Consider the following 12,356-nt stretch of genomic DNA (forward strand, 5'->3'; position numbering starts at 1 on the left):
AAGTTGTTGCTTCAGATCGCTTTCAGCGTGCCTTTTGGCAGCGTGGCGGCGATGGCGCCTTTCTGGAACTTCATTTCCACGGTGTCCGAAACTTCCAGAACCACGAAGTCATCGGCCACTTTGGTGATCTTGCCGGCGATGCCGCCAGTGGTCACAACTTCGTCGCCTTTCGCAAGGCTGCTCAGCAGGTTCTTCTGCTCTTTGGCGCGCTTGGCCTGTGGACGCCAGATCATCAGGTAGAAGATGACCAGGAAGCCGACCAGGAAAATCCACTCGAAACCGCCGCCCATTGGGCCGGCAGCAGCCGGTGCAGCCGCGTCAGCCATGGCGTTAGAGATAAAAAAGCTCATTTAGCACTCCAGTTGCAAATGTTGAATCTTGGGGTCAGAAAACTCAGTCCAAAGGCGGAACGGGGAGCCCGCGTTTGGCGTAGAAGGCATCGACAAAGGCGGCCAATGTACCCTGTTGAATAGCCTCGCGCAAACCAGCCATCAGCACCTGATAATGGCGCAAGTTATGGATGGTATTGAGCATGCTTCCCAGCATTTCGCCGCACTTGTCCAGGTGATGCAGATAAGCGCGGGAGAAGTTCTGGCAGGTATAGCAATCGCAGGTCGGATCCAGCGGCGATTCATCATGGCGATGGAACGCGTTACGGATCTTCAGCACGCCGGTATCAATGAACAGATGCCCATTGCGGGCATTACGGGTTGGCATCACGCAATCGAACATGTCCACACCGCGGCGCACACCCTCAACCAGATCTTCCGGTTTGCCAACGCCCATAAGGTAACGAGGTTTGTCAGCCGGCATCATGCCCGGCAGATAATCCAGCACTTTGATCATTTCGTGCTTCGGCTCGCCCACCGACAGACCGCCAATGGCCAGGCCATCGAAGCCGATCTTGTCGAGGCCTTCCAGCGAGCGCATGCGCAGATCCTGGTGCATGCCGCCCTGAACGATGCCGAACAATGCGGCGGTGTTTTCACCATGGGCATTTTTCGAACGCTGAGCCCAGCGCAGCGACAATTCCATCGATACGCGGGCGACGTCTTCGTCAGCCGGGTACGGTGTGCATTCGTCGAAGATCATCACGATGTCGGAGCCGAGATCGCGCTGCACCTGCATCGATTCTTCCGGGCCCATGAACACTTTGGCGCCGTCGACCGGGGAGGCGAAGGTCACGCCCTCCTCCTTGATCTTGCGCATCGCGCCGAGGCTGAACACCTGAAAACCGCCGGAGTCAGTGAGGATCGGGCCTTTCCACTGCATGAAATCGTGCAGGTCGCCGTGTTCCTTGATCACTTGGGTGCCAGGGCGCAGCCACAGGTGGAAGGTGTTGCCCAGAATGATTTCTGCGCCGGTGGCAACGATGTCACGCGGCAACATGCCCTTGACCGTGCCGTAAGTGCCCACCGGCATGAACGCCGGGGTCTCGACGGTGCCACGCGGGAAGGTCAGGCGACCACGACGGGCCTTGCCATCGGTGGCCAGAAGTTCAAAGGACATGCGACATTCGCGACTCATTCTGTTTCCTCTGGGCCGGTTTCTTTAGGGGCAGTAGGTGCGGGATTACGGGTGATGAACATCGCATCACCGTAGCTGAAAAAGCGGTAACCGTTGTCGACGGCAGCCTTGTAGGCAGCCATGGTCTCGGGATAACCGGCAAATGCCGAAACCAGCATCAACAGCGTGGATTCCGGCAAATGGAAATTGGTCACCAGGGCATCGACCACATGGAACGGTCGGCCCGGGAAGATAAAGATATCGGTGTCGCCACTGAACGGCTTGAGCACGCCATCACGCGCGGCACTTTCCAGCGAACGCACGCTGGTGGTGCCGACAGCAATCACCCGACCACCGCGCGCACGGCACGCTGCGACCGCATCGACCACATCCTGGCCGACTTCCAGCCACTCAGTGTGCATGTGGTGATCTTCAAGCTTCTCGACGCGCACCGGCTGGAACGTCCCCGCGCCCACGTGCAAGGTGACGAAAGTAGTCTCGACGCCCTTGGCGGCAATCGCTTCCATCAGCGACTGATCGAAATGCAGCCCCGCCGTCGGCGCCGCCACCGCACCGAGTTTCTCGGCGTACACGGTCTGATAACGCTCGCGATCCGAGCCTTCGTCCGGGCGGTCTATATAAGGAGGCAACGGCATGTGCCCGACGCGATCAAGCAGCGGCAACACTTCTTCCGCGAAGCCCAGCTCGAACAACGCATCGTGACGCGCAAGCATTTCTGCCTCGCCACCGCCGTCGATCAGGATCCTCGAACCCGGCTTCGGCGACTTGCTGGAACGCACATGGGCCAGCACGCGATGCGTATCGAGCACCCGCTCAACGAGGATTTCCAGCTTGCCGCCCGAGGCTTTCTGCCCGAACAGCCGCGCCGGAATCACCCGGGTATTGTTGAACACCATCAAATCGCCCGGGCGCAAATGCTCAAGCAAATCAGTGAATTGACGGTGTGCGAGGGCGCCGCTCGGCCCGTCAAGGGTCAGCAGGCGACTACCGCGACGCTCGGCCAAAGGGTGGCGGGCGATCAGCGAATCAGGGAGCTCGAAAGTAAAGTCAGCAACGCGCATGATGGGGTTCGTCTAGCAGGGCCGGAAAGTCTAGCGGAAATATCGAAAATTCTCTATGTACCTGATTGACCGACGGTAATCTCATCTCTATACTTCGCCGCCATTGAGCCCTGATGGCGGAATTGGTAGACGCGGCGGATTCAAAATCCGTTTTCGAAAGGAGTGGGAGTTCGAGTCTCCCTCGGGGCACCAAAATTAAGAAAGGTCTTGCTTAGCAAGGCCTTTTTTTTCGTCTGCCGGAAAGTGCCGCTGGCCGTCCGGCGAGATCCCACAAAGGTCACCCCATGGAAACGTCACTGGAAACAGTCGCCCTTTTCTCCCTCAAACTCGCTTACGAGGAAGAAGGCCTGAGCCCGATTTTGCGGGACGACATGGTCATGGGTGACTATCAGAAAGACATTTTCGAACTATTGGTGCGGCGCGGGGATGTCGAGACCATTCAGTTCAAGATGAATGAATGCCTTGGGCTGGCGATGAATGCCTTGGGCGGTGTCGAGAAACCGCTGGGACGCGAGTTGCAGAAGTTGTGCGCTGAGTTCAGCGAGGCGCGTTCGCTGGAGCAACTGGATCAGCCGCTCCTGGCGCTCAAGGGTTACTTGAAAGACATCTTGTAATGGGCTTTGCCGTTACAGCAGATGCTTCGAAATGTACTTGGAAATCTCCACCATCGACGTCTTCCCGGTGAATTCGAACTTCACCTTCCCCAATGACGAAAAGTAGATCTCCAGCTCCGAATCCAGATCGAAGGTGCCCGAGGTTTCCACGGAGTACGCGACGATGTTCTTGTACGGCAGGGAAGTGAAATCCTTCTTGCTGCCGGTAATGCCCTGAACGTTGACCGCGATGATGCGTTTGTTGGTAAACACCACGCCATCACGCATGGCCTTGTAAGAGTCGATCACTTCCTCGCCGTCCAGCAACAGTGCGCTTACGCGTTCGGCGTATTCATCGTTCTGCTTGAGTTTGAAGAAGCCTTTATTGTTGAAGTCGATCATCTGTCCATCCTCATCTTCAAGAAAACATCCCGGTATTTCTTTGGTTCAACGACGGGCTTTCAGCACACGGATATCGGTCGGAAACCCATCAGCGCCAACAAGCTTTTTCCAGCCCAGATACTGAAACTCGCCCTTCTCATCAATGTAGTCGCCCTTCTCCACCGATCGGCCGCCAACCACCGCCACGCGTTTCACTTCGCCACAGCCGCCGTCAGAAGGCCGAACCGTATAGATCACATACGGCTTCACGTATTGCGTGGCGCGGAAGTACTGGCCACAGATTTCATCGACGGTGATCAGCATGGTTTTCAGGCGTGCTTCGCCGTCGGTGTCTTCGTGCAGTTTCAGGAAAGAGATATCACCGACGTCGCTGTAGCCTAGAGAGCGGGCGCGTTGGTATTCGGGGGAGTTCTGGTGGGCGATGCGGCCTTCCTCCGCAGCACCTTGCATTTTCGCGGCGAACTCGGCTTTGCCTTGGGCAATCATCGCTTCGGCCTGGCCTGCGACGTTTTCGCATTCGGCGAACTCTCGCGAGCCCAGGTGATTGGGCGTCAGGTTCGAGCGGTGTTCATTCATGGTCCGCAGGTTGCTTTCCAATGCAAACATCATGTCGTAGGCCGTGGTTCGACCACTTTGCACGTCGGCCATTTTCTCCAGCACGCGCTGGCAGTTGCCGGCGTAATACTTCCAGCTGTTTTCAGGGTGTTCTTGCACGGCGGCGAATGCCGGGGTCAGTGCAGCGGCGAGTGTGATTGCGCAGAGCAGGCGCAAACAATGGGTACTGACTGGCATGGGTAGTCCGTTACAGAGATGGGCAGTGGCGCGACGCTACTATTTTGCTATCTTGCCGTCCACTGCCAGTAACGAGGTCGCCAACGCCTCGATGGAATCAATTTTCAGAGGGAGAAACACCTTGATGGCCGTGTTGTACTTTTTCGTCTGGGCTGCCGTTTGGGCTTGGGTCGTGCAGACCCGTGGTGCCTGGAACCTGCTCCTCGCCAACCTGGCGGGTGCCGCCAGCGGCTTCATCGTGGCAATGATTTTTTCAGTGGTCTGTGCAGGACTTTTCCCGGCGCACGTGCCTCCTGCAACTGAGAACCTGGCCAGTAGCGTGTTGCAAATAATCACCACGTTCGGCGTGCTGGCGGGCGTCTGGATGTGGCTGGTCAGGCGTCCTCAGCCAGAGCATCCGTTGGCCCGGCAACTTTTCGCCGGCATCTGTGGGCTGGCTGCTGGTGTGACGACGCTGGCGTTTTTCGCGCTTAATTTTCACTAAGCGCCGCTATCGTCACTGGCATTACACGTCTGTTTTGTTATCTTGCCGCCCATCGTCAGCGTTCACTGTGGGCGTGCGTTGATTTCAGGGTTTTGAAGGTTTAAGGAAAGGATCAAATGGAGTTTCTGCGTTTTCTGGCGATTGTTGCGGTTTGGGGGTTCATGTGGCGCTGGGTGGTGCAGAACCGTGGCAGCTGGAATATTTTCTACGGCAACATCGTTGGCGCAGCGGGCGGTTTCATAGTGGCGATGGTGGTGCTATCGATCACGTTGTCGTTGTTTCCTTCGTCGCATGACTACGAAGCGCCGCAGGCTGAAAACACGCAAGTCACCGAGCCGACCTCTTTATTGCCTGAAGCCGAGGCAGTCACACCCGCCGCTGAGCTGAAGGATGCGCCGGCTTTTGCTGCCATCGAGCCGGACGACAAGCCCTCTCCCGCCGACTCCGCACTGTTGCCGAACTACGCCGGCCGGGCGCCGAAATCAATCGGACTACAGACCGTGCTGGATCAAAGCGACTATGACGGTCGCATGGCCCTGGCAGCGCTGAACAAGAAACTGCGCGGCGACGCCCAGGCCGACAAGTCGATGATCGCCTATGTCATGTGCAGCCCGTTTGTGACCAGCACGTTGCGCTTTCCCGCTTCGGCGCGTTTCGCTGACAGCAAAGCGCTGGTCAGCCACCGCTACAAGGATCAGGTCTACACCTTCAACAACACCGTCACCGCGCGCAACATGAACGGCGACGATGTCACTTACCGTTTCGATTGCTCCGTGCAAGAGCAGCCGCGAGTTGACGCGATGCCTGCGCAATGGCGTTTGTTGGCGCTGAAACTGCAAAAAGCCGACTCTTAAGGCTGATTTAAGGGTTCAAGGCGCCGGCTGCGCTATCATCGCCGGCCTGTGCGCCTTGAGCTTTGCCCTTCGATGTTCCGACACTTCGTTGATCTCTCTTTGTTGCCTGCCGTGTTGGCCGGCCCACTGCTGCGCCGGCTGGAGCCGACGCGCGTGGTGATGTGGCTTGTCGGCACGCGGCCACTGGCGCTGACTCTGCGCCTGCAAGGTGTAGGAGACATTCCTCTCGACGCGGAGAAATGCACGGTCATTCCCGTAGGTCGTCAGGCGTTTGTTCATCTCATCGATGTTTCTCTCGACAGCGCCCTGCCCTGCGATACGCGGATCGACTATGACCTGCTGATCGATAGCACATCCGGTATCGCCAATTGGGCGGCGCATTTGCTGTACGGCGATGCAAGCAGTCCGAACTTCGTCCTGCGCTCGCGGATCGATCAACTGCTGCACGGCTCCTGCCGCAAACCGCATCACCCGGCGACGGATGGTTTGCTGTGCGTCGACCAATTGCTGGCGACGGAAACCGATCCACAACAACGCCCCGCCCTGTTGATGATGAGCGGTGATCAGGTCTACGCCGACGATGTGGCTGGCCCGATGCTGCGGGCGATTCATGCCTTGATCGAACGACTCGGCCTGTTCGACGAACACCTCGAAGGCGCCGTGGTCAGCGACAGCGCCAAGCTCTACGAACACCCGGCCAGTTACTACCATCGTGCGGATTTGTTACCGGCGCTCGAGAGCAACGAGACATTGCGCGAGCGATTTTTCGGCGGCGCGCGTAAGCCGATTTTCACCAGCAGCAGCGCCGATAATCACTTGGTGACGTTCGCCGAAGTCATGGCGATGTACCTGCTGGTGTGGTCGCCAACGGCCTGGTCGCTGATCGATCCGCAAGCACCCGAACTGACGCCGGAACGCCTCAAGCGCTACGCCCTCGAACAGACTCGCATCAATGCCTTCAAGACTGGATTGGGCAAGGTCGCCCGCGCGCTGGCGCATCTGCCGAGCCTGATGATTTTCGACGATCACGACATCACCGATGACTGGAACCTGTCTGCGCAATGGGAGGAAACGGCCTACGGCCATCCGTTCTCCAAACGCATTATCGGCAACGCGCTGATCGCCTATATGCTGTGTCAGGGCTGGGGCAACAATCCCGATGCGTTCAAGGATGTGCTGGCAAAAACCCTGGGGCTGAGCGCCAGTGGCAATGACCAGTATCTCGACAGCCCGGTGCAGGACGACCTGATCGATGACTTGCTGCGCTTTCAGCATTGGCATTTTGTACTACCAACCAGCCCGGCGCTGGTGGTCATCGACACCCGTACCCGTCGCTGGCGCAGTGAAATGGCGCTCAAGCAGCCCTCGGGCCTGCTCGATTGGGAGGCGCTGAGCGAACTGCAACAGGAACTGCTCGATCATCCGTCAGCGATCATCGTTTCTCCGGCGCCGATCTTCGGCGTGAAGCTTATTGAAACGGTGCAGAAAGTCTTCAGTTGGTGTGGTTACCCGCTGCTGGTCGACGCGGAAAACTGGATGGCCCATCGCGGTGCTGCGCAGGTGATCCTGAACATTTTCCGCCACTCGCGAACACCGGGTAACTACGTGGTTCTGTCGGGCGACGTGCATTATTCCTTCGTCTACGAAGTACTTATCCGACACCGCAAGGCCGGTCCACGAATCTGGCAGATCACCAGCAGCGGCATTAAAAACGAGTTTCCGAAAACCCTGCTGGAATGGTTCGACCGCCTCAACCGCTGGCTCTACTCGCCACGCTCCCCGCTGAACTGGTTCACCAAACGCCGACGCATGCGCATCGTGCCGTATACGCCAGAACATGCTGAGGCAGGTGAACGCTTATGGAATTCGGCGGGGATCGGTCAGGTGTTTTTCAATGAACAGGGGCAGCCGCGCGAGATCATTCAGCACAATTCGAATGGCAAGGCGAAGACACGGATGCTGGCGCCGGATCTGGCGGATTATCCGGACTAACCATAGTTTTTTCCTACACCGGGAATGCCGGATGCCGACAACGCAGCGGTTTCTCACTGCCCGAGCCAGTGGACAAGGATTACAACCTTCTCAGAAACGTCTCCAGCGTTCTCAAGTGATACTGAAGGTGCTCGCAGTACCCCCTTCTGCGAAATAACCACTGATAGGTATCACCTTGTCATCATGTACTCATTTCTGTACGTTCTTTGCTAATAGCGAGGACTACTTCATGCAAACCATCAACTACACCACCGCCCGGGCGCATTTGGCCGAAACGATGGATCGCGTTAACGAAGACCGTGCCCCCCTTCTGGTCACACGCCAAAAAGGTGAGCCGGTCGTGATGATGTCTCTGGCCGAGTACAACGCACTTGAAGAAACAGCCTACTTGCTGCGCTCTCCAGCCAACGCCGAGCGGTTGATCAAATCGATTGGCGAAATGCGTGCCGGCAAAGCCAAAGTCAGACAATTGATCGAAGAATGAAAATCGAGTTCACGCCATCAGGTTGGGAAGACTATTTGTGGTTTCAACAGAACGATAAGGCCGGACTCAAACGTATCAACCTGTTGATCAAAGCAATCCAGCGCGAACCCTTTGAAGGTATCGGCAAACCGGAGCCGCTCAAACACAACATGAGCGGCTTTTGGTCCAGACGAGTATCGGGTGAGCATCGTTTGGTCTACAGCATTGAAGGTGGTGAGATTTGCGTTATTAGCTGCAAATATCACTACTGATGATGTGCCCCACACCTCGGACAATCATCTCCACCTCCCGCTCATCAATCGTCAACGGTGGCAGCAGCCGTATCGTCTTGCCCCGCGTGACGTTGATCAACAGCCCATGATCCCGCGCCGCGATCAGGGTCAGATCACGCACCGGTTGTTTCAGTTCGATGCCAATCATCAAACCCTGACCACGAATCGCCAGCACATTGGGATTGTCCGCCAACTCTGCACGCAGACGAGTCAACAGCCGTTCCCCCTGAACCCGCGCGTTTTCCAGCAGCCCCTGTTCTTCGATGATATCCAGCACCGTGCAACCAACTCTGCACGCCAGCGGATTGCCACCGAAAGTGCTGCCATGGCTACCAGGCGTGAACAGATCCGCCGCCCTGCCCCGCGCCAGGCAAGCGCCGATCGGCACGCCATTGCCCAGTCCTTTTGCCAGGGTCATGACATCCGGGACGATGCCTTCATGTTGAAACGCAAACCAGCGGCCGGTGCGGCCGATGCCAGTCTGGATTTCATCAAGCATCAGTAGCCACGCATGGCTATTGCACAGCTCGCGTAACGCTTTCAGGTAACCCGGCGGCGCAAGTTGCACACCGCTTTCGCCCTGAATCGGCTCAACCAGAATCGCCACGATGCGCTCACCGTGTTTTTGCTGCACCTGTTCCAGCGCTGCGAGATCACCGAACGGCACTTTGAGGAAATCACCCGGCAACTCGTTGAAACCCAGGCGCACCGCCGGGCCATCACTGGCCGACAAAGTGCCAAGTGTGCGGCCGTGGAACGCGTTGGCCATGACCACTACCAGCGGCTGTTCGATGCCCTTGCGCCAGCCGTACAAACGCGCCAGTTTCAGCGCCGTTTCATTTGCCTCGGCACCGGAGTTATTGAAGAACGCACGCTCCATTCCCGACAGCTCGGTCAGCCGTTTGGCCAGTTGCTGCTGCCAGTCAATGCTGTACAGATTCGACGTGTGCAGCAGCAATCCCGCCTGCTCGCTGATCGCCGAAACGATTCGCGGGTGCGAGTGCCCGACATTGGTCACCGCCACGCCGGCAACCGCATCCAGATACTCGCGACCGGCCTGATCCCACAGGCGAGTGCCGAGGCCTTTGGTGAAACTCAGGGCCAGTGGTTGGTAGGTGTTCATCAGGGCGGCGGTCATGACTTCAAACTCCAGTGCAGGTCGGTGTGCTGGCAGTATGGTTAGCCACCAAAACTGGATAAACTCCGCAAAACTTCATTCATTTAAAAGCAGGGCTTGATAATGGACCTGTTCCAGTCGATGAGCGTCTACGTCAAAGTCGTCGAAGCCGGGAGCATGACGGCGGCCGCGTTGCAGTGCGACATGTCGACGACCATGGTTGGCAATCACCTGCGCGCGCTGGAGCAGCGGCTCGGTGTGCAACTGTTGCAGCGCACGACTCGACGGCAGCGTCTTACCGAATTCGGCAGCGTTTACTACCAGCGGTGCCTGGATGTCTTGGGACTGGTGGCTGACTCCGAACGCTTGGCGGAACAAGCACTCGATGAGCCCCGTGGCCTGCTGCGTATTACTGCGCCACTGACCTTTGGTGTAGAACGCCTGGCACCGGCGCTCAGCGAATTTTCCCTGCAATATCCGCAAGTCAAAATGGATGTGGTGCTGACCAACAGCCGCCCAGACTTGCTGGAAAGCGGCCTCGACGTAGCGTTTCGGCTGGGCCATTTCGAAGAATCAAACCTGATCGCCCGGCCGCTGATCGATTACACACTGACCGTGTGCGCCTCCCCGCAATACGTGGCCCGGCGCGGCATGCCGCAAACCCCTGAAGATTTGCAACAACACGACTGCCTGTCGTTCGCCTACCCTGCCGGCGACGATTGGCAATCGGTGGAAAAACGCTGGCGCCTCAGCGGCCCGGAGGGAGAAATTCTCGTCGACGTCAGCGGGCCGATGCTGATGAACACTTCCGCCGGATTGCATCAGGCCGCGCGCACCGGCATGGGCATCGTGATGCTGCCCGATGCACTGGTGGAACAGGATCTGCGCGACGGCAAACTGGTGACCGTCATTCCCGACTATCAACCTCCAAGCCGTCCCTTGCATTTGCTTTATGCTCCGGATCGCTATCGTTTACCGAAGCTGCGCCGCTTCGTCGAATTTGCGATGCAGACGTGGGGCAGATCCTGATAACCATCGACATGGACAATGTCTCGAACATCTGCTGACAAGGAGTCGAACCGAAAATGAACAACAACCTGACCGTACGCGATCTGCTATCTGACGAAGTGGAGTCGGTACGGCTGTTCCTCGGCCAACATGGCTGGGGGCACCGTACCGGTTCCAGCGAACATTTCGCGCAACTCATCGAAAACTCGCAACGCACGGCGATTGCCCTGCTCGGCGCGCAGATCGTTGGTTTCGCGCGGGGCATAACCGATGGTTTGTCCAATGGTTACCTATCGATGGTCGTGGTCGACGGCCAGCATCGGCGCACAGGCATTGGCCGCAGATTGGTTGAGCATGTCATGGGCGATAACCCCGACATCACCTGGATGCTACGTGCCGGGCGAGAGGGCGCCGAAGCCTTTTTTGCCAGCCTGGGTTTTGAAATGTCAGTGATCGCCATGGAGCGACCGCGATTGAAATAACGGGCGTCCGCTCTGGCAACGGCTATGATCAGCTTCTCTTTCCAGCATGGATGCTGCGCGATGCTCGTGACTCTTCAAAATACCCCCTTGTGGGTTTATGTGGTTTTTCTGGTTCTGGTGTATTTCGGTCTCAAGGCCCGCAACCCCCAACATGAAAGCCGGTTTTCCCTGCTGTCGACCCCGCTGGTGTTGTTGGGCTGGTCGCTGTTGTCGTTGAACCTGACGAATGATCCAGGCTTTACCCTCAGCGGCTGGCTCATTGCTTTGTTACTGGGTGCGCTGTCGGCATGGCTGATTTTCGCCAACAAGGGGATAAATCTTGATGATCCGGAAACCGGGTTGATCGTGCCGGGCACTTGGAAGGCGCTGATTCTGCTCCTGCTTTTTTTTGCAGTGAACTACTACTTCGGCTATCAGGATGACGTGCACCCAGAGCGGGCTGCCGCCCCGGATATGGTGTTGCTCAAAGCCGCAGCATCAGGCTTTATCAGTGGTCTGATTAGCGCTCGCTCACTGAAATATTACCGTTTGCTGCGCACCCTTCAGGCTCAACGCCCTCCATTGGGCGCCCAATGATTCAGGAACCGTTTTTCACCAGCACCGGTTTTTCCTGATAGCGCTGTGCAAACACCTGCTTCAAATTTGTCACCTTCGGCATGTCATTGATCACGATGTACGGATAGCTCGGGTGCTCGGTCAGGAAATCCTGGTGGTAGTCCTCTGCCGGATAGAAGCCGTTGAAGCTTTCCAGTTTGGTGACGATGGGTTTGCTGTAGGCATGAGCCGCATCCAGTTGGGCGATGTAGGCCTGCGCAACCTTCTGCTGATCAGCGTTGACCGGGAACAGCGCCGAGCGATACTGCGTGCCGCTGTCCGGCCCTTGGCGATTGAGTTCTGTGGGGTTATGGGCCACCGAGAAGTAGATCTGCAACAGACTGCCGTAGCTGACCTGAGTCGGATCGAAGGTGACCTGCACGGACTCGGCGTGGCCAGTATCGCCTTCGCTGACACGCTCATATTCTGCCGTATTGGCCGCGCCGCCGGCGTAACCCGAGACGGCTTTCTGCACGCCTTTGACGTGCTGAAAAACACCCTGCACACCCCAGAAGCAGCCACCGGCGAACACGGCAGTTTCGCTGTGCGCCTGGGTCACTTCATCAAGAGTTGGTGGCGGAATCAGCACAGCATCCTCGCCCCCAAAGGAGAACGCCGAAACCTGGCCAATCACTCCGGCCACTGCAACCCCCAACAACACGCGACGCCATGTGATTTTCATTTCAATGACTCC

At 57.5% G+C, this 12,356-nt stretch carries 16 protein-coding genes and 1 tRNA gene; 10 read left to right on the forward strand and 7 right to left on the reverse strand.

The window, feature by feature from the left end:
• Positions 1-11 precede the first annotated feature (11 nt).
• The 3 genes from yajC to queA are packed head-to-tail and all read right to left on the reverse strand — an operon-like array spanning position 12 to position 2,588.
• A complete protein-coding gene (gene yajC / locus RMV17_RS24070; protein WP_003227923.1) occupies positions 12-350 on the reverse strand; it encodes a preprotein translocase subunit YajC in 339 nt (112 codons plus the stop codon).
• A 43-nt stretch (positions 351-393) separates the two neighbouring features.
• Complete coding sequence (gene tgt, locus RMV17_RS24075; protein WP_163004798.1) at positions 394-1,509, reverse strand: tRNA guanosine(34) transglycosylase Tgt; 1,116 nt, start codon at positions 1,507-1,509, stop codon at positions 394-396.
• Positions 1,510-1,523: 14 nt separating this feature from the next.
• A complete protein-coding gene (queA, locus tag RMV17_RS24080; protein ID WP_134177631.1) occupies positions 1,524-2,588 on the reverse strand; it encodes a tRNA preQ1(34) S-adenosylmethionine ribosyltransferase-isomerase QueA in 1,065 nt (354 codons plus the stop codon).
• A gap of 107 nt (positions 2,589-2,695) precedes the next feature.
• Here queA and RMV17_RS24085 point away from each other — a divergent pair.
• Together RMV17_RS24085 and RMV17_RS24090 are read left to right on the forward strand one after the other, a co-directional pair.
• Positions 2,696-2,780, forward strand: a tRNA-Leu gene (locus tag RMV17_RS24085).
• Between the two features lie 92 nt (positions 2,781-2,872).
• Entirely contained in the window at positions 2,873-3,202 is a 330-nt protein-coding gene (locus RMV17_RS24090) for a hypothetical protein (protein ID WP_311883072.1), read from the forward strand.
• 12 nt (positions 3,203-3,214) lie between these two features.
• On the opposite strand, the gene RMV17_RS24095 is transcribed toward RMV17_RS24090, so the two are convergent.
• On the reverse strand, positions 3,215-3,583 hold the full coding sequence (locus RMV17_RS24095) for a PH domain-containing protein (protein ID WP_034156100.1): 369 nt from the start codon (positions 3,581-3,583) through the stop codon (positions 3,215-3,217).
• A gap of 45 nt (positions 3,584-3,628) precedes the next feature.
• Entirely contained in the window at positions 3,629-4,375 is a 747-nt protein-coding gene (locus tag RMV17_RS24100; RefSeq protein WP_311883075.1) for a hypothetical protein, read from the reverse strand.
• A 25-nt stretch (positions 4,376-4,400) separates the two neighbouring features.
• Between RMV17_RS24100 and RMV17_RS24105 the strand changes: the two genes are divergently transcribed.
• The 5 genes from RMV17_RS24105 (at position 4,401) to RMV17_RS24125 (ending at position 8,440) form a co-directional block, all read left to right on the forward strand.
• Complete coding sequence (locus RMV17_RS24105) at positions 4,401-4,859, forward strand: hypothetical protein (RefSeq protein ID WP_311883076.1); 459 nt, start codon at positions 4,401-4,403, stop codon at positions 4,857-4,859.
• 116 nt (positions 4,860-4,975) lie between these two features.
• Positions 4,976-5,713, forward strand: a complete 738-nt coding sequence (locus tag RMV17_RS24110) for a hypothetical protein (protein ID WP_311883078.1) — start codon at positions 4,976-4,978, stop codon at positions 5,711-5,713.
• 72 nt (positions 5,714-5,785) lie between these two features.
• Positions 5,786-7,705 carry an alkaline phosphatase D family protein gene (locus RMV17_RS24115; RefSeq protein ID WP_311883080.1) on the forward strand — a complete coding sequence of 640 codons (1,920 nt, stop codon included), beginning with the start codon at positions 5,786-5,788 and terminating at the stop codon, positions 7,703-7,705.
• Positions 7,706-7,934: 229 nt separating this feature from the next.
• Positions 7,935-8,189 (forward strand): type II toxin-antitoxin system prevent-host-death family antitoxin, encoded by a 255-nt coding sequence (locus tag RMV17_RS24120; RefSeq protein ID WP_086791676.1) that lies wholly within the window; start codon positions 7,935-7,937, stop codon positions 8,187-8,189.
• The gene (locus tag RMV17_RS24125; RefSeq protein ID WP_108226058.1) at positions 8,186-8,440 is read left to right on the forward strand and encodes a Txe/YoeB family addiction module toxin; all 255 of its coding nucleotides are present in this window, start codon (positions 8,186-8,188) and stop codon (positions 8,438-8,440) included. The genes RMV17_RS24120 and RMV17_RS24125 overlap by 4 nt, the downstream gene beginning before the upstream one ends.
• Here the strand turns inward: RMV17_RS24125 and RMV17_RS24130 are convergent.
• Positions 8,418-9,599: an aspartate aminotransferase family protein gene (locus RMV17_RS24130; RefSeq protein ID WP_108226057.1), complete on the reverse strand. Its 1,182-nt coding sequence runs from the start codon at positions 9,597-9,599 to the stop codon at positions 8,418-8,420. The genes RMV17_RS24125 and RMV17_RS24130 overlap by 23 nt on opposite strands.
• Positions 9,600-9,701: 102 nt before the next feature.
• On the opposite strand from RMV17_RS24130, the gene RMV17_RS24135 reads away from it, so the two are divergent.
• From RMV17_RS24135 to RMV17_RS24145, 3 genes are read left to right on the forward strand one after another with little or no spacing between them, the layout of a single operon-like run.
• Positions 9,702-10,607, forward strand: coding sequence for a LysR family transcriptional regulator (locus tag RMV17_RS24135; RefSeq protein ID WP_311883086.1), 906 nt, complete (start codon positions 9,702-9,704; stop codon positions 10,605-10,607).
• 56 nt (positions 10,608-10,663) lie between these two features.
• On the forward strand, positions 10,664-11,068 hold the full coding sequence (locus RMV17_RS24140; protein ID WP_311883088.1) for a GNAT family N-acetyltransferase: 405 nt from the start codon (positions 10,664-10,666) through the stop codon (positions 11,066-11,068).
• 60 nt (positions 11,069-11,128) lie between these two features.
• Positions 11,129-11,644, forward strand: a complete 516-nt coding sequence (locus RMV17_RS24145; protein ID WP_311887085.1) for a DUF6622 family protein — start codon at positions 11,129-11,131, stop codon at positions 11,642-11,644.
• 1 nt (position 11,645) lies between these two features.
• Here RMV17_RS24145 and msrA read toward each other — a convergent pair whose 3' ends face one another.
• Complete coding sequence (gene msrA, locus RMV17_RS24150; RefSeq protein ID WP_311883090.1) at positions 11,646-12,344, reverse strand: peptide-methionine (S)-S-oxide reductase MsrA; 699 nt, start codon at positions 12,342-12,344, stop codon at positions 11,646-11,648.
• Between the last annotated feature and the right edge of the window lie 12 nt (positions 12,345-12,356).

The sequence above is a fragment of the Pseudomonas sp. VD-NE ins genome, from assembly GCF_031882575.1.
GTDB lineage: Bacteria > Pseudomonadota > Gammaproteobacteria > Pseudomonadales > Pseudomonadaceae > Aquipseudomonas > Aquipseudomonas fluorescens_BZ.